The organism is Pantoea hericii, assembly GCF_014155795.1.
Classification (GTDB): domain Bacteria; phylum Pseudomonadota; class Gammaproteobacteria; order Enterobacterales; family Enterobacteriaceae; genus Pantoea; species Pantoea eucalypti.
Genome location: NZ_SCKV01000005.1, coordinates 70,045 through 89,745, shown reverse-complemented (window position 1 = coordinate 89,745; position 19,701 = coordinate 70,045). Strand labels below are relative to the sequence as shown.

General features: G+C 55.7%; 20 protein-coding genes. 14 read left to right on the top strand and 6 right to left on the bottom strand.

What is annotated here, in order from left to right; genetic code table 11:
• Positions 1-21 precede the first annotated feature (21 nt).
• Positions 22-834, top strand: a complete 813-nt coding sequence (tcdA, locus tag H7K52_RS12285; RefSeq protein WP_003854645.1) for a tRNA cyclic N6-threonylcarbamoyladenosine(37) synthase TcdA — start codon at positions 22-24, stop codon at positions 832-834.
• Here tcdA and csdE read toward each other — a convergent pair.
• Together csdE and csdA are read right to left on the bottom strand one after the other, a co-directional pair.
• A complete protein-coding gene (gene csdE, locus H7K52_RS12280; RefSeq protein WP_182630093.1) occupies positions 813-1,268 on the bottom strand; it encodes a cysteine desulfurase sulfur acceptor subunit CsdE in 456 nt (151 codons plus the stop codon). The two genes, tcdA and csdE, sit on opposite strands and share 22 nt — an antisense overlap.
• Positions 1,269-1,270: 2 nt before the next feature.
• Complete coding sequence (gene csdA, locus H7K52_RS12275) at positions 1,271-2,479, bottom strand: cysteine desulfurase CsdA (protein WP_105099867.1); 1,209 nt, start codon at positions 2,477-2,479, stop codon at positions 1,271-1,273.
• A gap of 209 nt (positions 2,480-2,688) precedes the next feature.
• On the opposite strand from csdA, the gene H7K52_RS12270 reads away from it, so the two are divergent.
• From H7K52_RS12270 to rlmM, 4 genes are all read left to right on the top strand, one after another.
• Positions 2,689-2,910, top strand: coding sequence for a YgdI/YgdR family lipoprotein (locus H7K52_RS12270; protein ID WP_003854643.1), 222 nt, complete (start codon positions 2,689-2,691; stop codon positions 2,908-2,910).
• Positions 2,911-3,246: 336 nt separating this feature from the next.
• Entirely contained in the window at positions 3,247-4,164 is a 918-nt protein-coding gene (locus H7K52_RS12265; protein WP_003854641.1) for a transcriptional regulator GcvA, read from the top strand.
• 50 nt (positions 4,165-4,214) lie between these two features.
• Positions 4,215-4,610, top strand: a complete 396-nt coding sequence (locus H7K52_RS12260; RefSeq protein WP_003854633.1) for a DUF423 domain-containing protein — start codon at positions 4,215-4,217, stop codon at positions 4,608-4,610.
• A complete protein-coding gene (gene rlmM, locus H7K52_RS12255) occupies positions 4,603-5,703 on the top strand; it encodes a 23S rRNA (cytidine(2498)-2'-O)-methyltransferase RlmM (RefSeq protein ID WP_140034066.1) in 1,101 nt (366 codons plus the stop codon). Before H7K52_RS12260 ends, rlmM begins: the two co-directional genes overlap by 8 nt.
• A 24-nt stretch (positions 5,704-5,727) precedes the next feature.
• Here rlmM and xni read toward each other — a convergent pair whose 3' ends face one another.
• The 3 genes from xni to queF all read right to left on the bottom strand — a co-directional run bounded on the left by xni (position 5,728) and on the right by queF (position 8,897).
• On the bottom strand, positions 5,728-6,483 hold the full coding sequence (xni, locus tag H7K52_RS12250) for a flap endonuclease Xni (RefSeq protein WP_182630092.1): 756 nt from the start codon (positions 6,481-6,483) through the stop codon (positions 5,728-5,730).
• A gap of 34 nt (positions 6,484-6,517) precedes the next feature.
• A complete protein-coding gene (gene ppnN / locus H7K52_RS12245) occupies positions 6,518-7,882 on the bottom strand; it encodes a nucleotide 5'-monophosphate nucleosidase PpnN (protein WP_003854629.1) in 1,365 nt (454 codons plus the stop codon).
• Between the two features lie 169 nt (positions 7,883-8,051).
• Positions 8,052-8,897: an NADPH-dependent 7-cyano-7-deazaguanine reductase QueF gene (gene queF, locus H7K52_RS12240; protein ID WP_003854628.1), complete on the bottom strand. Its 846-nt coding sequence runs from the start codon at positions 8,895-8,897 to the stop codon at positions 8,052-8,054.
• Between the two features lie 62 nt (positions 8,898-8,959).
• Here queF and syd point away from each other — a divergent pair, with 62 nt between their 5' ends.
• The 4 genes from syd (at position 8,960) to H7K52_RS12220 (ending at position 11,663) form a co-directional block, all read left to right on the top strand.
• A complete protein-coding gene (gene syd / locus H7K52_RS12235) occupies positions 8,960-9,508 on the top strand; it encodes a SecY-interacting protein (RefSeq protein ID WP_033743633.1) in 549 nt (182 codons plus the stop codon).
• A gap of 587 nt (positions 9,509-10,095) precedes the next feature.
• A complete protein-coding gene (locus H7K52_RS12230; protein WP_008927120.1) occupies positions 10,096-10,425 on the top strand; it encodes a YqcC family protein in 330 nt (109 codons plus the stop codon).
• Positions 10,425-11,204, top strand: a complete 780-nt coding sequence (gene truC / locus H7K52_RS12225; protein ID WP_078804918.1) for a tRNA pseudouridine(65) synthase TruC — start codon at positions 10,425-10,427, stop codon at positions 11,202-11,204. Before H7K52_RS12230 ends, truC begins: the two co-directional genes overlap by 1 nt.
• 12 nt (positions 11,205-11,216) lie before the next feature.
• Complete coding sequence (locus tag H7K52_RS12220) at positions 11,217-11,663, top strand: flavodoxin (protein ID WP_008927118.1); 447 nt, start codon at positions 11,217-11,219, stop codon at positions 11,661-11,663.
• A 67-nt stretch (positions 11,664-11,730) separates the two neighbouring features.
• Here the strand turns inward: H7K52_RS12220 and garD are convergent, their stop codons facing one another.
• Complete coding sequence (gene garD / locus H7K52_RS12215; RefSeq protein ID WP_039660765.1) at positions 11,731-13,290, bottom strand: galactarate dehydratase; 1,560 nt, start codon at positions 13,288-13,290, stop codon at positions 11,731-11,733.
• Between the two features lie 574 nt (positions 13,291-13,864).
• On the opposite strand from garD, the gene H7K52_RS12210 reads away from it, so the two are divergent.
• From H7K52_RS12210 to garR, 5 genes are read left to right on the top strand one after another with little or no spacing between them, the layout of a single operon-like run.
• Positions 13,865-15,226, top strand: a complete 1,362-nt coding sequence (locus tag H7K52_RS12210; protein WP_003854623.1) for an MFS transporter — start codon at positions 13,865-13,867, stop codon at positions 15,224-15,226.
• Positions 15,223-16,569: an enolase C-terminal domain-like protein gene (locus tag H7K52_RS12205; RefSeq protein WP_033763209.1), complete on the top strand. Its 1,347-nt coding sequence runs from the start codon at positions 15,223-15,225 to the stop codon at positions 16,567-16,569. The genes H7K52_RS12210 and H7K52_RS12205 overlap by 4 nt, the downstream gene beginning before the upstream one ends.
• A 10-nt stretch (positions 16,570-16,579) precedes the next feature.
• Positions 16,580-17,911: a glucarate dehydratase gene (gene gudD, locus H7K52_RS12200; protein WP_008927115.1), complete on the top strand. Its 1,332-nt coding sequence runs from the start codon at positions 16,580-16,582 to the stop codon at positions 17,909-17,911.
• Between the two features lie 45 nt (positions 17,912-17,956).
• The gene (garL, locus tag H7K52_RS12195) at positions 17,957-18,727 is read left to right on the top strand and encodes a 2-dehydro-3-deoxyglucarate aldolase (RefSeq protein ID WP_003854622.1); all 771 of its coding nucleotides are present in this window, start codon (positions 17,957-17,959) and stop codon (positions 18,725-18,727) included.
• 19 nt (positions 18,728-18,746) lie between these two features.
• Complete coding sequence (gene garR, locus H7K52_RS12190) at positions 18,747-19,631, top strand: 2-hydroxy-3-oxopropionate reductase (protein ID WP_003854621.1); 885 nt, start codon at positions 18,747-18,749, stop codon at positions 19,629-19,631.
• Positions 19,632-19,701: the final 70 nt, after the last annotated feature.

Genomic DNA, 19,701 nt, shown 5'->3' with positions numbered 1-19,701 from the left:
CACGACGTAACAGGTTCAACTATGAAAGTGTTAAACGACGCCTGGCATCAGCGCTTTGGCGGCACGGCGCGTCTCTATGGTCAGAATGCGCTGCAACGTTTTGCTGACGCACACTTCTGCGTCATCGGTATTGGCGGCGTCGGTTCCTGGGCGGCGGAAGCACTGGTGCGCACCGGGATTGGTAAAATTACCCTGATTGATATGGATGATGTCTGTATCACCAACACCAACCGGCAGCTTCATGCGCTTCAGGGCAACGTGGGCAAAGCCAAAACGGACGTGATGGCAGAGCGGCTGCGTGCGATCAATCCTGACTGCGAAGTGATCTGCATAGATGACTTTATTACGCCGGAGAACACTGCTGAACTGATGGCTGCCGGTTTTGACTACGTGATCGACGCTATCGACAGCGTGCGGCCTAAAGCGGCGCTGATCGCCTGGTGTCGCCGGAATAAGATCCCGTTAATCACCACCGGTGGTGCGGGTGGGCAGATTGATCCGACGCAAATTCAGGTCGCCGATCTGGCGAAAACCATTCAGGATCCCCTGGCGGCGAAGCTGCGCGAACGATTGAAAAGCCTGGGCGTGGTGAAAAACAGCAAAGGTAAACTCGGCATCGACTGTGTTTTTTCAACTGAAGCGCTGGTTTATCCGCAGGCAGATGGCAGCGTCTGTGCTTCACGCAGCACGGCGGAAGGTCCGAAGCGGATGGATTGCACATCCGGCTTTGGCGCGGCAACCATGGTTACCGCTACGTTCGGCTTTGTTGCCGTTTCACATGCGCTGAAGAAGTTTCTGGCGCGCGCTGTTCGTCAGGATGCCGTCAGCGCCTGACGCGCGGCGTGCTCCACGGCGGTAGCCAGCGCCTGCAGGCCGCTGCTGCGGGAAGCGCTGAGCTGGGCGCGCAGGCCCAGTTCGTCAAACAGCGTTAAGGGATCGCTGGCCAGTAACTGTTGTGGCGTCTGGCCCTCAACCGCAGTCAGCAGCACGGCCAGCAGGCCGCGCACAATCCGTCCTTCACTGTCACCATAGAAATGCAGCGTGCCATCCTCGCATAACTGGCTGCCCAGCCAGACCCGATTTTCACACCCGCTGAGTTCAATTTCTGCGGTTTTCAGTTCCTCCGGCAACGCAGCTAACTGTCGGCTCAGCTGAATCAGCTGACGATAACGATCCTCCCATTGATGAAAGCGGCCAAAGCTCTCTTTCAGGCTGGCAACGGTAATCTGTTCGCCAAACGGGTGTGGCGCTAACAGCGATGAACACATAATCAAAACTCCGATAACAGCGAGATGGCACCTTTCATGGCGCGCACCAGCGCATCAACATCCTGCAAACTATTATAGGGTGCAAAAGAAGCCCGCAGCGTGCCGCTGACGCCCAGCGCTGCCAGCAACGGCTGCGCACAATGCTGGCCAGCGCGCAGGGCGATTCCCTGCTCAGCCAGCAGCGTCACCAGATCGCTGTGATGCAGGCCAGCAAATTCAAAGGCCAGCAGGCTGGCGTTGCCACTGCGGAAGCTGCGGAAGCCAGGCAATTCTGCCAGCTGCTCCTCCGCCAGTGTCGCCAGATGCTGACTCCAGCGCTCCGCTTCGGCCAGATCGTACTGCGCCAGCCAGCTCAGTGCTGCACTCAGGCCCACTACGCCCGCCACATTCGGAGTACCTGCCTCAAAACGCCAGGGCACTGGCTGTGGTGTGAAGCCACTGAAATCGACATCCGTTATCATTTTTCCGCCACCCTGCCAGGGTGACATCGCTTCCAGCAGGTCCGCTTTGCCATATAACGCGCCAATGCCCATCGGGCCGTAAATCTTATGGCCGGAAAAAGCGTAAAAGTCGATATCCAGCGCCTGTACGTCAGGCGGGCAATGCACCACCCCCTGCGCGCCATCGACCATCACTTTCGCACCCACGGCGTGTGCCAGCGGAATCGCTCTGGCGAGATCGGGACACCCTCCGGTGACGTTCGACATCTGGCCTATAGCCAGCAGGCGGGTACGGTTATTAAGCAGGTTGGGTAGCAGGCTGATATCGGGCAGGCGATCTGGCCCTAACGGCCATTTTATGACGTGGGCACCGCATGCCTGTGCAGCCATCAGCCAGGGGACCAGGTTGGCGTGGTGCTCAGCCTCACTCACCACAATCTCATCACCGGGTTGCAGGCGCGGGCGCAGCCAGCTGTTCGCCACCAGGTTTATCGCTTCGGTGGTGCCGCGCGTCCAGATAATCTCACGATCGTCTGCGGCATTCAGCCAGCGGCCAACCTGATGACGCGCCTGTTCATAGCGATGGGTTAAGGCCTGCGCAGCGGCAAACTGGCTGCGATGAACCGTCCCTGCGCTGAGGCTGTAAAACTGCTGTGTACTGTCAATGACGGCCTGCGGCTTCAGCGTGGTCGCGGCGCTATCGAGATAAACGCCGGCGTCGGCGAGCGCGGGAAACTGCTGGCGAAAGTCGCTAGGGTTAAATGGGATCATGCCGGGTCCATGATAAGAAAAATTAGGACCACACTGAAAGAATGGTCTGCGTCTGGCAAAGCTGGAAAAGCGCGTTATGCTGAATATTGCAAGGTTTGAACCAAACCCGCATAACGAGTGGACGTTTAATAGTCGATCTCACTTATCGGCTGCCTCTGGTTAGCGTAGCGCGGGTGGTTTGATGCAATCAATCTACAAGGAGATAGCAGATGAAAAAACTTACCGCAGTTCTGGCCGTGTGTACTCTTGCTTTTACACTGAGTGCCTGTTCAAGTAATTACGTGATGCATACCAACGATGGCCGCACTATCGTGGCTGCCGGCAAGCCTAAAGTTGATAATGATACCGGCATGATCAGCTATAAAGATGCGAATGGCAACGAGCAGCAGATTAACCGCTCAGACGTCAAAGAAATGGTCGAGTCAAAGTAAGCAGCAAAAAAAAAGCACCGCAATTTGCGGTGCTATTTAAAAATCACTATGGACAGACAGGGTAAATCTACAGGAATTAAGCGCTCGATCCGCAATCGTCGGATCAAAAATTTGCAAACACAACATCACGACCACAAGCCAAAAGCTTTCAGAAAATCTGCGAACTCACTCACAAATCTAAAAAACTTTTCGTTCCGGCTCAGGAAGTGTGGCAACTATAGGTATTTGCTGGAGGTTCCTCAACGGACAAATTATAATGCCTCGGATTAAAAATTCTAATACGTAAACGCTTTGTATTATCCTGCGTATTTTTCGCCGATCCGGATACGGAAAACCATGTCGAAACGCCTTCCTCCTCTTAACGCACTGCGTGTTTTTGATGCAGCTGCACGCCATTTAAGCTTTACCAAAGCGGCTGAAGAGCTGTTTGTCACCCAGGCTGCTGTAAGCCATCAGATAAAATCTCTGGAAGATTTTCTGGGGTTAAAGCTGTTTCGCCGGAGGAATCGTTCGCTATTACTGACCGAGGAAGGACAAAGCTACTATCTCGACATCAAAGAGATTTTCTCGGCGATAAACGAAGCGACGCGCAAATTGCAGGCGCGCAGTGCCAAGGGGGCGCTGACGGTCAGTTTACTGCCAAGCTTTGCCATTCAGTGGCTGGTTCCCCGCCTCTCCAGCTTTAATATGGCTTATCCGGGAATTGACGTGCGCATCCAGGCGGTTGACCGTGACGAAGAGAAACTGGCAGACGATGTCGATGTGGCGATTTTTTACGGGCGGGGCAACTGGCCCGGACTGCGGGTGGAAAAACTCTATGCCGAATATCTGTTGCCGGTCTGCTCGCCGTCACTGATGACCGGGGATAATCCGCTGAAAACGCCGATGGATCTGTCGCGTTTTACCCTGCTGCATGATGCCTCCCGCCGCGACTGGCAATCCTATATCCGGCAGCTGGGCCTGCAGCATATTAATGTGCAGCAGGGGCCAATTTTCAGCCACAGCGCGATGGTTCTGCAGGCGGCGATTCATGGTCAGGGCGTGGCGCTGGCCAACAATGTTATGGCGCAGAGTGAAATAGAAGCCGGACGATTAATCTGCCCATTTAATGATGTATTAGTCAGTAAAAACGCTTTTTATCTGGTTTGTCATGACAGTCAGGCAGAACTGGGTAAAATAGCCGCCTTCCGACAGTGGATTCTGGAAAAAGCTGCAACCGAACAAGAAAAATTCCGCTTTCGCTATCAACAATAACGTATTGATTTATTTGCATTCAGATGCAAAAGCACCCTGAGGGTCAGTTCATGTCCAGTCGTGCCATGTTTGTTTTTGCGGCTATCAGCGGATTTCTGCTGGTGGCTTTTGGCGCATTTGGTGCCCACGTGTTGAGTCAGTCGCTTGGTGCGGCTGAAATGGCCTGGATTCATACCGGGCTGGAGTATCAGGCTTATCACACCTTAGCGGTGATGGGGCTGGGCGCTGCGATGTTACGTCGCGCCAATATCTGGTTTTACTGGAGCAGTGCGTTAATGGCGCTCGGCACCGTGCTGTTCAGTGGCAGCCTCTATTGTCTGGCGCTGTCACATCTTAAGTTTTGGGTTTTTATCACACCTGTGGGTGGAGTCTGTTTCCTCGCCGGTTGGGTATTGATGTTGATTGGCGCTTTGCGTCTTAAACGAAAGGCAGAACGCCATGAATAAAGTTTTACTCTATTGTCGCCCCGGTTTTGAAAAAGAGTGCGCGGCAGAAATCAGCGCTAAAGCGGCGGAACGCGAAATCTACGGCTTTCCCCGCGTTAAAGATGACTCCGGCTACGTGTTGTTTGAGTGCTATCAGTTCGAAGATGCTGATCGCCTGGCGCGTGAGCTGCCATTTGACGAGCTGATCTTTGCCCGTCAGATGCTGGTCGTCGGCGAAATGCTGCGTGACCTGCCACAGGAAGATCGTATCACCCCGATTGTCGGCATGCTGACCGGCGTAGTGGAGAAGGGTGGCGAACTGCGTGTTGAAGTGCCTGACACCAACGAAGCCAAAGAGCTGACCAAATTCTGCCGCAAGTTCACCGTGCCGCTGCGTTCAGCACTGCGTGAAAGCAAAATCCTGCTGAACTATGAAAGCCCGAAACGCCCGGTTGTGCATGTGTTTTTCATCGCACCTGGCACCTGTTACGTCGGTTATTCCATCCGGGAAAACAGCTCGCCGTTTTATATGGGTATTCCACGCCTTAAGTTTCCTTCTGATGCGCCAAGCCGTTCCACGCTTAAGCTGGAAGAGGCATTCCACGTCTTCATCCCTGCGGATGAGTGGGATGAGCGTTTAGCCAGCGGCATGTACGCGGTGGACCTGGGAGCCTGTCCGGGCGGCTGGACCTATCAACTGGTCCAGCGCAGCATGATGGTTTATGCGGTAGACAACGGACCGATGGCACCGAGCCTGATGGATACCGGCCAGGTGATGCACGAGAAAGCGGATGGATTTAAATTCCGTCCGCCACGCACCAACATCAGCTGGCTGGTGTGTGACATGGTGGAGAAGCCGGTTCGCGTGGCTAACCTGATGACCGACTGGCTGGTCAACGGCTGGTGCCGCGAAGCGATCTTCAACCTTAAGTTGCCGATGAAAAAGCGCTATGAAGAGGTCACGCAGAATCTGTCCATGATGCAGGAGCGGTTTGATGAGAATGGCATCAACGTGCAGATTCGCGCCCGTCAGCTCTATCATGACCGCGAAGAGGTAACGGTTCATGTGCGTCGTATGTGGGCTGCGACCGGTGGCCGTCGCGACGAGCGCTAATCGACCGGCTGAGTGCCGTTGCACTCAGCCGGTATAACGCAGCGTGTTCAGATTTCCCTGCAACACCAGATCCTGCTTCAGTGTGGCCACCTGACGACTAATCTCTGCCATATGCTGCCCTTCAGCGAGTTTTTCACGCCATTTGGCGGGCACCTGGTCCAGTTGCTGGTAGATCCCCTCAAGCGTGTGAAAGGTTGTCAGCAGCTGTTTTGCGCTTTTAGGGCCGATACCGGTGATGCCCGGAATTTTACTGCTGCTGATGCCGCACAATCCCCAGTAGTCAGGTAACCGCTGGGGCGCCACGCCAAACTCTGCCTCGATAAAAGGCAGGTCGAGCCACCGTTTCTGGAAGTAGTCGCGGATGCGGATCTCGGGTGCCAGCAGCTGGCAGTAGCCTTTGTCAGTGGAAACAATGGTGGCCTGATGTCCGGCCTGGGCCATTTTAACCGCCAGCGTCGCCGCTAAATCATCCGCTTCATCCTCGCCCGCAATCCAGCAGCTTACGCCTGCTGCGCGAAAAGCTTCCTGTAACGCCGGCATCTCTGCCTGTAAATCGTCTGGCATCGGCGGACGACCGCTTTTGTAGTCGGGAAGCAGCTGATGCCGCCAGCCCTGATGACGCGCTTCGCCATCAAATACCGCCACGGCATGGGTCGGACGGGCGTGACCCAGTACCTGGCGCAGCGCAGCCACACAGCCGTCGACACAGGGGGAGCCTTGTACCGCATGCAGACGGCGAATCAGATTCAATGCGTCAACAATAACAAGATGAAAAGCCATGAGAGTCTGGGCAGCCCGGGGGCTGCCTCCTGGTTTATTTGATAATTTCGTAGCAGGGGATGTAAGCAGTGCCTGGCAGCTTCATGCGCTGCTGGGCAACGAATCCCTGCAGCAGTTCATCCATGCGGTGCATGATGTCGGGGTCGCCATGCAGTTTAAAGCGTCCCTTCTCACGGATTTCGCGGATGCCCATCTCTTTAACGTTACCCGCGACGATGCCTGAGAAGGCGCGGCGCAGGTCGGCGGCCAGCTTCTCAGGAGGCTGATTCGTGTAGAGATTGAGGTTCGCCATATTTTCATGGGTGGGCAGGAACGGCACCTGCAGATCGGGTTCAATGCGAATCGACCAGTTAAAGCTGTAAGCATCGCCGGTTTCGCGACGATTCTCTTTAACCTGCGGCATCGCTTTCTTCATCAGACGCGCCACTTCTGCCGCATCATCGATAATAATCTGATAATGCTTACGCGCCTGTTCACCCAGCGTGTTGACGATGAAATCATCCAGCACACGGAAATAATCGGCGCTCTCTTCTGGTCCGGTCAGAATCAGCGGCAGCACCTGGTCGTTGTTCTGCGGATTCATCAGAATGCCCAGCAGATAGAGCAGCTCTTCTGCCGTGCCGACCCCGCCCGGGAAAATAATGATGCCATGGGCGATACGCACAAACGCTTCCAGACGTTTTTCGATGTCTGGCATGATGATCAGCTCATTCACCAGCGGATTTGGCGGTTCAGCCGCAATGATCGAGGGTTCTGTCAGGCCGATAAAACGGCTGTCACGATAGCGCTGCTGGGCGTGGCCAACGGCGGCCCCTTTCATTGGCGCTTCCATCACGCCCGGCCCGCAGCCGGTACAGATATTCAGCTCGCGCAGTCCCAACTGCGTACCAACATTGCGGCAATACTGGTACTCAACGGCGTTGATTGAGTGTCCACCCCAGCACACTACGGTGTTGGGATACTCGCCAATGTGCAGTGCCCGTGCATTACGCAAAATGGAAAACACGGTGTTGGTGATCGTGGCGGAATCGTTCTCTTCGGCTGCCGTGAAACGGCCCGGCATGTTGAGCTGGCCGCTGACAAACAGGATGTCACGCAGCACCGCAAACAGATTTGCCTGCAGGGAACGGATGATGCGGCCATCAACGAACGCCTCTTCCGGTGGATTGATCAGTTCCAGTTTGACGCCGCGCTCACGGCGCAGCACGTTGATATCGAAGTTCTCAAAGCGGGAGAGCAGTTCGTGGCTGCTGTCAGTCTGGCTGCCGGAGTTGAGTACTGCCAGAGAGCAATTGCGAAACAGCTGGTAGAGGTCGCTGCTGGCTGTGCGCTTAAGCATATCGACTTCCAGTTGCGAGAGCAGATCCATTGAGCCAAGTGGACTGATATGGGTAATCAAATGAACTCCTTTACACCCGCCTGGGTGCCTGTTGGCACTGCAACCGCAGTGACGAAAATCCCTGGTCGGCAATCCGCAGATTGCCGCCTTCATCAGAGTAGCCTTGTCGGCCTGCACAGCTCAAGCGGAACTGCGCATACAGCACGCAGCCTGCGAGAAGTCTCGCAAACTACTGACGAACCAGCCGTGAAAAACCGGGTGAGAAGGGCACATTGGTGCGCCACGGGTTAATATCCAGTCCGCCACGGCGGGTGTAGCGTGCATAAACGGTCAGCGCTTCAGGATGACAAAAACGCATCACATCATTAAAGATGCGCTCGACGCACTGCTCGTGAAATTCGTTATGCTGGCGGAATGAGACCAGATAGCGCAGCAGCGCTTCACGGTCGATACGCGGGCCTGTGTAGCGGATCATCACCGAGCCCCAGTCAGGCTGATTGGTGATCAGGCAGTTTGACTTGAGCAGATGGCTGACCAGTGTCTCCTCAACGATTTCGCTGCCTGCGGCATCCGCCAGATAGTCGGCATTGAAGCGATAATCGTCGATAGCAATATCCTGCTCATCAATACAGCAACCGTCAAAATGACCGACAGGCTGACCTTCAATTTCACTAAGACGGAACAGCGCAACCTGCACTTCACCTTCTGCACAGGCGCTCAGATCCCGCTCCAGCGTCTGACGGACCTCGCCCCAGTCCGCAAAGCGGGTCTGGTTAAAACTGTTAAGGTAAAGCTTAAAGCTTTTCGACTCGATCAGATTGCGGCTCTGTGCATCCAGCACCACTTCGCCGACGGCAACCTGGGGTAGCCCTTTACTGTTGAGCCACGAGAGTTCATACAGGGTCCAGATATCGCTGCCGGTAAAGGGCAGGCTGTCGGGAAACAGGCCCAGCGGTTCACGGTTCAGACTGCGTGGCACCGACTGCAGTAAGCTGTTGTCATACTGATCGTGATAGGCTGTGGGTTTGCCCAGCGTCAGGTTACTGAGTGCCTGATCCTGTTCGTGAGTAGTCATTGCGGTTACCACCAAAATTAATCAAAGTGGCTAAGTGTAACCCATCAGAAGTGAGAATATGAATGATGCAGCAAACTGCCGCCGCGTTGCGCGACTTTACTACCCGATACTGCCAGCACTGGCTTCAGCAGGCGGGACATGCGCCGGCCAGCAGCGATCTTTATGGCGTTCCTTCGCCCTGCGCACTTGAGGATCGCGATCAGCGTGTGCTCTGGCAGCCGCAGCCTTTTAGTCTGCCACCGACGCTGGATGCAGTTGAACGGGCGATCGATATCCAGCTTCAGCCGTCAGTCACAGATTTCTATACCGCGCAGTTTGCCGGGGATATGCAGGCCACTTTTGGCGAGAATCAGCTGACACTGTTGCAGGTGTGGAGTGAAGAGGATTTCCTGCGGTTACAGGAGAACCTGATTGGCCATCTGGTGATGCAGCGCCGCCTCAGGCAGTCGCCTACGCTGTTTATTGCCACAACCGATTCAGAAGAGGAGATCATCTCGCTTTCTAATCTCAGTGGTGAAGTGATTCTGGAGCAGCCTGGCCGCAAACAGCGTGCGGTATTAGCCGAAAGTCTTGAGATATTTCTTAAGTCATTACAACCGGTTATCAACTGATTTGCAGTGATCGGCTGCTGACTTTGTGAGATATCTCTTACATCTTCTGTGAGAGATCGCCATATAACAGATAAGATATTCGGAAAACTGAAATGTAAAAATATTGTGAATCATAAACTTAATGGCGTTTATCTGAATATCTGCAGCACATTTCGTAAAGTTCCCTTCTGAGTACCTTGTTTGCGTAACGGTTTCTGTCAAAATGTTTCTCACTGCAGGATGCTCAGGAAACAGATATCGTCAGGATGATGGTAAGCCATGAGGCAGGAACGTAACGGAGCTTACGGCACAGTGAAGGTTTCAGGACGAAACAGGATCGCTCAGGATTGAGTAAGGGACACCTCCAGGATGGAGAATGAGAACCCCTCAGAAGAGGCGGTGGGCCAGGAGGCTAAGGATACATCAGGACGATGCGCGACAGGAGTTCGCACTGGACAAGTTGTCATGGAAGAGCAGGGAGCATAAACGTAGCAGGATAGCTGCAAACGAACCGGGAGCACTGTTTATACAGTGCTCCCTTTTTTTGTGCCTGTGCCAACAAGTGATATGCTTGCCGCCCATTTTTGACTGCTCGCTGGAGGTGGCGCATGGCGCCTGAACAATTAATTACGCAACGGCTGGAGCAACTGGAAGCGGTGATGCGTGAGCACCATCTCTGGCAAAGTACTCCTCCGGCCGAGGGTGCGCTTAAGAGCCAGGAACCTTTTTGCGTGGATACACTGGAACCGCTGCAGTGGCTCCAGTGGGTCTTAGTCCCGCGGATGCATGCCCTGATTGCCGCGGGACATCCGCTGCCGCAAAACTTTGCCGTTGCCCCCTATTATGAAGTGGCGCTGGTACCTGACCAGCCCGGCATTGCGCCGCTGCTGCTGACCCTGCGTCAGCTGGATGCTTTGATGAAGGATGCTGCCCACTGATGCTGGAGATACTCTATCAGGATGAGTGGCTGGTTGCCGTTAACAAGCCCAGCGGCTGGCTGGTTCATCGCAGCTGGCTGGATCGCCATGAAACGGTGTTTGTGATGCAGACTGTTCGTGATCAGATCGGACAGCATGTCTTTACCGCGCATCGACTGGATAAACCCACGTCAGGCGTGCTGCTGATGGGGCTTTCGAGTGAAGTCGGACGTCTGCTTTCCCTGCAGTTTGAACAGCACCAGATGCAGAAAACCTACCACGCCGTGGTGCGTGGCTGGCTGGAGAGCAGTGGAACGCTCGATTATCCGCTGGTGGAAGAGCTGGATAAAATTGCCGATAAACACGCCACTGAAGCGCGCACCGCACAGCCCGCCGTCACCGATTATCAGTCACTGGCCACCGTTGAGATGCCGGTCGGCATTGGTCGTTATCCCACGTCGCGCTACAGTCTTGTAGAGATGGCCCCTAAAACCGGTCGTAAGCATCAGCTGCGCCGCCATATGTCACACCTGCGTCATCCGATTATTGGTGATTCTGCGCACGGTGATCTGCGTCAGAACCGGGGTGCTGCCGAACATTTCGGCGCTAACCGACTGATGCTGCACGCCAGCAGTCTGGCATTGACCCATCCGGTGACCGGTGAACCATTGCTGATACGCGCCGGACTGGATGGCGTCTGGCAGAATCTGATGAATCAGTTTGGCTGGCAGGATCAGATTCCTGAGGTGCCGCGGGTTGAGTTTAACGCAGCGCCAGGACAGGATAGCGTTTCAGAATAAGGGAGAAAGCAGATGGCAAAGATTGGCATTTTTGTAGGTACGGTATACGGCAATGCATTGCTGGTGGCGGAAGAAGCGGAGCCGTTACTGCAACAGCAGGGGCACAGCGTCACCGTATTTGATGATCCGACGCTGGCAGACTGGCAGAACGGTGCCGGCGATGTGGCGTTAATCGTCACCTCAACCACCGGCCAGGGCGATTTGCCCGATTCGATTTCCGGTCTGTTCCATGCGATCAAGGATAAGCTGGGTCATCAGCCCGCGCTGCGCTACGGCGTGATTGCGCTGGGTGACAGCAGTTATGACCATTTCTGTGGCGCGGGCAAAGCGTTTGATGCGCTGCTGCAGGAGCAGGGCGCTCAGCGGGTTGGCGAAGTCTTACTGGTTGATGCCACTGAAAACCCTGAGCCAGAAGCGGTCACCTCTCCATGGGTTGAAGTCTGGGGCGCGCAGCTCTGATTGTGGTGCCAGGCTTATCTCTGCCTTCGCAGCGTAATGATAAGCCTGGCCTGCACTGGCGACGATATCAGGTGACAGGCGCCGGGTTAAACACAGCCAGCTGATTACGGATACCCCAGCGATCGGACCAGGTCTGCTTCCTGCCGCTGGCAATGTCCAGAATCAACTCAAACAGTCGCCAGCCCACCTGCTCAATACTCTCTTCACCCGTCGCAATCGTTCCGGCATTGATGTCCATCAGATCGTGCCAGCGCTCTGCCAGCGCATTGCGCGTCGCCATCTTGATCACCGGAATCGCGGCCAGACCGTAAGGCGTTCCGCGCCCGGTCGTGAACACCTGTAACGTGATACCGGATGCCAGTTGCTGCGTGCCGCAGACAAAATCGCTGGCGGGCGTCGCCGCATAAATTAATCCACGCCGCGTAGGCCTTTGACCCGGCGAGAGCACTTCGACAATGGCGCTGCGTCCCGATTTGGCGATCGATCCCAGTGCTTTTTCCACTACGTTGGCCAGGCCGCCTTTTTTGTTGCCGGGAGACGGGTTTGCGCTGCGATCAGTCTGGCCCTGGTCGAGGTAATTGTCATACCAGGCCATCTCCTCCAGTAAGCGCTTACCAACTTCCTGATTGATCACCCGTGGCGTCAGCAGGTGAATGGCATCACGCACTTCAGTGACTTCAGAGAACATCACGGTCGCCCCGCAGCGCACCAGCAGATCAGAGGCGAAGCCCACCGCCGGATTCGCCGTGACGCCTGAGAACGCATCGCTGCCTCCACACTGCATACCCACAATCAATTCTGCAGCGGAGCAGGTTTCGCGCTGGCGCGCATTGAGCCGCTGAAGATGACGTTCTGCGACCTGCAGAATCTCATTCACCATCGCACCGAAACCCACCAGCTTTTCATCCTGCAAACGCACGATGTCATGGTCGTCCAGTGAAATGGCCTGCACGTCAGGCGTGCCGGTCAGCAGGCGCTCAGGCTGCAACTTTTCGCAACCCAGACTGACGATCATCACTTCGCCGCCGAAATTGGCATTCAGTGCCAGATTATGAATGGTGCGAATCGGCACCACCGCAGCAGGCGCGTTGATCGCCACACCACAGCCATAAAGATGGTTCAGGGCGACGACGCCATCCACATTCGGAAAGCGTGGCAGCAGATCCCGTTCAATGATCTGCACGACATGATCCACCACACCCGCCACGCAGTGGACGCTGGTGGTGATGCCGAGGAGATTACGCGTACCCACGCTGCCATCCGCATTCCGGTAACCTTCAAAGGTGTAACCTTCTAACGGCGGCAAATCAGGCGGAACCTGCGTGGCTAACGGCAGGCTCTCCAGCGGAGGGGCTTCTGGCAGCGCAACAAGAGATTCATCAATCCAGCTGCCCTGGGCAATATCCCGCAGCGCATAGCCGATAACTTCACCATATCGCACGATCTCTGCACCCTGGTTAATGGCGCTTAGCGCCACTTTATGGCCCTGCGGCACATGTTCAGTAAGCGTCAGGCCATCCGCAAACTGCGTGCCGGCTGGCAGACCCATGCTGTTGACCACAATCGCGACATTGTCATGCTCATGGACTTTGATATAGAGCGGTTGTTCATCTGTATTGGGTTTCATCGCTCACCTTCCTGTCTGTCGTGCCGTACTTGTGCGGCACGTTGTAATGTTCTGATCTGTCACACGCGTGTTTGCCAGCTTCAGTATAGGGAGGCGTCGCACGTGGCGCATTGTGCAAATGACCACCATTGAGGTATTTCACCGCGTTGTTTTGGGTCGCTTATCCAAAAGCAAGTGAAGAGCCTCACAAACAGCGGGGTAAAGCGTCGTCAGCGGCTAATTTCGCCATGGTATTTGCCACTTTCGTGAGCCACACCGCAGCCTTTTGTGCATCCGCAAGATAATCACTTCATTAATAAGTTTATTCCAGGGCGATACGCCAATGTGATCGCTGCGGGCTGTTCTTATACTGAGTTTCGTTAGCCAAAGTCAGGTTATCTGTCACGACGTATTCCTCATCTGATGCAGGGGCAAAGGCGCGTTAATGACCGCAGCTGTCAGCAGCCGGATGAATAAATAAAAGTTTGCCAAAACAAAAAGATCGCCGTGTTTAACCCAATTTCTCTCTGATACCCAACGCGATGTGTATGCAGTCAGAGCGGATGTAGCTCACGCTATATTTCAGGAGTGCATCATGAATAGTTTCAGCCAGACCGCGGAAACGGTGCAGAAGCGCACCAATGCCCGTTACTGGATTGTGGTGATGTTATTTATCGTCACCTCATTCAACTACGGCGACCGCGCAACCATTTCAATTGCCGGTTCGGCGATGTCCAAAGATATCGGCCTCGATTCAGTCGGACTTGGCTATATCTTCTCAGCGTTCTCATGGGCGTATGTCATTGGTCAGATTCCGGGCGGCTGGCTGCTCGATCGCTTCGGCTCAAAACGCGTCTACTTCTGGAGCATCTTCACCTGGTCGCTGTTTACCTTTCTGCAAGGGTTCGTCGATCTGTTCAGCGGCTTTGGCATCATCATGTCGCTGTTTATTCTGCGTTTCCTGGTCGGCCTGGCTGAAGCACCTTCTTTCCCGGGCAACAGCCGCATAGTCGCAGCCTGGTTCCCGGCGCAGGAACGCGGCACGGCGGTGGCGATCTTCAACTCGGCCCAATACTTTGCCACCGTGATCTTCGCACCGATTATGGGCTGGCTGGTCTCTTCCGTGGGCTGGGCGCACGTGTTCTGGTTCATGGGCGGCCTGGGCATCATCCTCAGTTTCATCTGGCTCAAAGTGATACACGATCCCACCGATCATCCTGGCGTGAATAAAGCTGAACTGGAGTACATGGAACAGGGCGGCGCGCTCATCAACATGGATGTCAAAAAGAACACCCGAAAAGTGAGCTGGAGCGAGAAGTGGTTCCAGATCAAACAGCTGCTGACGTCACGCATGATGCTGGGCATCTATCTCGGTCAATACTGTGTTAACGCCTTAACCTACTTCTTTATCACCTGGTTCCCGGTCTATCTGGTGCAGGCGCGCGGCATGTCGATTCTTAAAGCGGGCTTTGTTGCGTCGATTCCGGCGGTGTGCGGCTTCCTCGGCGGCGTACTGGGCGGAGTGATCTCTGACTGGCTGATGCGTAAAACCGGCTCGCTGAATATCGCACGTAAAACGCCAATCGTTCTCGGCATGCTGCTCTCTATCTCAATGGTGATGTGTAACTACACCAATACCGAATGGATGGTGGTGTTCTTTATGGCACTGGCCTTCTTTGGTAAAGGCATCGGCGCGCTGGGCTGGGCGGTGATGGCAGATACCGCGCCGAAAGAGATCAGCGGCCTGAGCGGTGGTTTGTTCAACATGTTCGGTAACTTCTCCGGCATCGTCACGCCTATCGCCATCGGTTACATCATTGCCACCAGCGGTTCATTTGAAGGCGCGCTGGTTTATGTGGGGATTCACGCCTTTGTCGCGGCATTCAGCTTCCTGGTCATTGCCGGCGATATCAAACGTGTCGAACTGAAAACCTGGCCTGGTAAGGATGCATCATGAATACGCAAAGTTCGCCGGTGATTACTGACATGCGGGTTATCCCGGTCGCCGGTTACGACAGTATGCTGCTCAATATTGGCGGTGCACACAACGCCTGTTTTACCCGCAACATTGTGGTGCTCACTGATAGTGCCGGTCACACCGGCGTCGGTGAGGCGCCGGGCGGCGACACCATCTATCAGACGCTGGTGGAGGCGATTCCGCAGGTGAAAGGCCAGCAGATTGCCCGAATGAATCGTCTGGTGCAGCAGGTGCACAAAGGCAATCAGTCCGCCGACTTCACCACTTTCGGTAACGGTGCATGGACCTTTGAATTGCGGGTCAATGCGGTGGCCGCACTTGAAGCCGCGCTGCTCGATCTGCTGGGACAGTGTCTGGGCGTACCGGTGGCTGAACTGCTGGGGCCGGGCAAACAGCGTGATGAAGTCACGGTGCTGGGCTACCTGTTCTATCTTGGCGACCGCCGTAAAACCGATCTTCCCTATCTGAGCGGTGATCAGGCCAGCCACGACTGGTATCACCTGCGTCATCAGGAAGCACTGACCAGCGATGCTGTCGTGCGCCTGGCTGAAGCGGCACAGGATAAATATGGCTTTAAAGATTTCAAGCTCAAAGGTGGCGTGCTGCCGGGTGAGCAGGAGATCGCCACGGCGGCGGCGCTCAAGCAGCGTTTTCCCGATGCCCGTATCACCGTCGATCCCAATGGAGCCTGGCTGCTGGATGAAGCCATCGCGCTGTGTAAAGGAATGCATGATGTGCTGAGCTACGCCGAAGATCCCTGTGGCGCGGAGCAGGGCTATTCGGGCCGGGAAGTGATGGCTGAGTTCCGGCGCGCAACCGGCCTGCCCGTCGCCACAAATATGATCGCCACCAACTGGCGCGAGATGAACCACGCGGTGATGGTCAATGCGGTCGATATTCCGCTGGCCGATCCGCATTTCTGGACGCTGAGCGGTGCTGTTCGGGTCGCGCAGCTGTGCGATGAATGGGGCCTCACCTGGGGCTGTCACTCCAATAACCACTTTGATATTTCGCTGGCGATGTTTACCCATGTGGGTGCAGCAGCGCCAGGCAACCCGACCGCGATTGATACCCACTGGATCTGGCAGGAGGGCGATCAGCGCCTGACGAAAAATCCGCTGCAAATCCGCAACGGCAAAATTGCCGTACCGGATGCGCCTGGCCTGGGCATTGAGCTCGACTGGGAGCAGGTAAACAAAGCCCATCAGCTTTATCAGTCACTGCCCGCCGGTGCGCGTAACGACGCCACGGCGATGCAGTATCTGGTCCCTGGCTGGACTTTTGATCGCAAGCGTCCGGCATTTGGCCGTGCAACAGCATAAGGAGCAAGAGATGAGTTCAACACCGAAAGTGACCGCCATGCAGGTTATTCCGGTCGCAGGCTATGACAGCATGCTGCTAAACCTCAGCGGCGCTCACTCACCATTCTTTACCCGCAACATTGTGATTATCAAAGATAACGCCGGACACACTGGTGTTGGCGAAATTCCGGGCGGCGAGAAGATTCGCCAGACGCTGGAAGATGCGGCCTCGCTGGTGATCGGCAAAACGCTGGGTGAGTACAAAAATACCCTCAGCCTGGTGCGCAGCACCTTTGCTGACCGCGATGCGAACGGGCGCGGTAACCAGACCTTTGATCTGCGTACCACGATCCATGTGGTGACCGGTATCGAAGCGGCGCTGCTTGATTTGCTGGGTCAGCACCTGGGCGTCAACGTCGCCTCGCTGCTGGGTGACGGTCAGCAGCGCGACCGCGTGGAGATGCTCGGCTACCTGTTCTACATCGGCGACCGCAATAAAACCTCGCTCTCTTATCAGAACCAGCAGAACGATCCGTGCGACTGGTATCGCCTGCGCCATGAAGAGGCGCTCACGCCGGATGCGGTCGTGCGTCTGGCGGAAGCGGCTTATGAGAAATATGGCTTTAACGATTTCAAACTCAAAGGCGGCGTGCTGCGCGGCGGCGAAGAGGCTGAAGCCGTTACCGCGCTGGCAAAACGTTTTCCTGAAGCCCGTATCACCCTCGATCCCAACGGAGCCTGGTCGCTCAACGAGGCGATCATGCTCGGCAAACAGCTTAAAGATGTGCTGGCCTACGCAGAAGATCCTTGTGGAGCCGAACAGGGCTACTCCGGTCGCGAAGTGATGGCTGAGTTCCGCCGCGCCACCGGCATGCCAACGGCCACCAATATGATCGCCACCGACTGGCGGCAGATGGGCCATACCCTGTCGCTGCAGTCAGTCGACATTCCGCTGGCTGACCCACATTTCTGGACCATGCAGGGTTCGGTGCGCGTGGCGCAGATGTGTCACGACTTCGGTCTGACCTGGGGCTCGCACTCCAATAACCACTTCGACATTTCGCTGGCGATGTTTACTCACGTTGCCGCTGCCGCGCCGGGTGCGATTACCGCCATTGATACCCACTGGATCTGGCAGGAGGGCAATCAGCGTCTGACCAAAGAGCCGTTCCAGATTAAAGGCGGTATGGTGCAGGTGCCGCAGAAACCGGGTCTCGGCGTAGAGCTGGATATGGATCAGGTGATGCAGGCCAATGCGCTCTATCAGAAGCAGGGACTGGGTGCACGTGACGATGCTGAAGCGATGCAGTTTTTAGTGCCGGGATGGACGTTCGACAATAAGCGCCCATGCCTGGTTCGTTAACCTTTTCGGCTCCCCAAGCGGAGCCATCGTCACAGGAGTTCAACCATGAGTAATGCAGCCTGGCCCAATGGATTTCGTCGTCGCCTGTTAGCGGGCGATACCCTGATTGGCAGCTGGTGCGCGCTGGCCAGTCCGATCTCGACTGAAATTCTGGGGCTGGCCGGTTTCGACTGGCTGGTCCTGGATGGAGAGCACGCGCCCAACGACATCACCACCTTTGTACCGCAGCTGATGGCGCTGAAAGGCAGCCACAGTGCGCCCGTGGTGCGTCCGCCCTGCAACGAGCCGGTGATCATTAAGCGTCTGCTGGATATCGGGTTTAACAATCTTCTGGTGCCGTTTGTCGAAACCGAAGAGGAAGCCCTGCGGGCTGTTGCCTCAACCCGTTATCCGCCAGCCGGGATTCGTGGTGTTTCGGTGTCGCATCGCAGCAACATGTACGGCACGCTGCCGGATTACAACAGCACCATCAATGACAACATCACGGTGCTGGTGCAGATCGAAACTCAGCAGGCGGTTGACAACATTGATGCCATCGCAGCGGTGGACGGTGTCGACGGCATTTTTGTCGGGCCGGGCGATCTCTCCGCTGCACTGGGCTATCTCGGTCAGCCCGCACATCCTGAAGTACTGAAAGTGATTAAGCACATTTTTGAACGAGCCAAAGCCGCCGGTAAGCCGAGCGGCATTCTGGCACCGGTAGAAGCGGACGCGCGTCGCTATCTGGAGTGGGGCGCCACCTTTGTGGCTGTCGGCAGCGATGTCGGGATGTTCCGCAACGCCTCGCAGGCGTTATGCGACAAATTTAAGCGCTAATCGATTAAGGGGAAACGTCATGAAAATTGGATTTATCGGCCTGGGCATCATGGGCAAACCCATGAGTAAAAATCTGGTGAAAGCCGGGTATTCGCTGGTAGTGCGCGACAACAACACCGAAAACGAAGCGGAACTGGCTAAACTGGGTGCAACCGTGGCGAAAACGCCAAAAGAGGTGGCTGAGCAGTGCGATGTGGTGATTACCATGGTGCCTAATTCACCGCAGGTTATTGACGTCTGCCTGGGGAAAAACGGCATTATCGAAGGGGCGAAGCCAGGTCTGGTGGTCATCGACATGAGTTCCATTGCGCCGCTGGCGAGCCGTGAGGTACACGATGCGCTGGCAGAAAAGCAGATCAAAATGCTCGATGCGCCGGTCAGTGGCGGCGAACCCAAAGCGATTGAAGGAACGCTTTCGGTGATGGTCGGCGGTGATAAAGCCGTGTTCGATTCCTGCTACGACATCATGAAAGCGATGGCGGGCTCGGTGGTGCATACCGGCGACATCGGTGCGGGCAACGTGACTAAGCTGGCTAACCAGGTGATTGTGGCACTGAACATTGCGGCGATGTCCGAAGCGTTATCGCTGGCGACCAAAGCGGGTGTGAATCCGGATCTGGTTTATCAGGCGATTCGTGGCGGCCTGGCGGGCAGCACGGTGCTGGATGCCAAAGCGCCGATGGTGATGGATCGTAACTTCAAGCCCGGTTTCCGGATTGACCTGCACATCAAAGATCTGGCGAACGCGCTGGATACGTCGCACAGCATCGGTGCGCACCTGCCGCTGACGGCAGCAGTGATGGAGATGATGCAGGCGCTGCGCAATGACGGGCAGGGTAACGCCGACCACAGCGCACTGGCCTGCTATTATGAGAAGTTAGCGAAGGTTGAAATCGCCCGCTAAAACCCGATGCCGGTCTCCCCAACACCGGACTGGTTCAGAGCCGTTTCAATCACCCAACTGCGCTCGGATT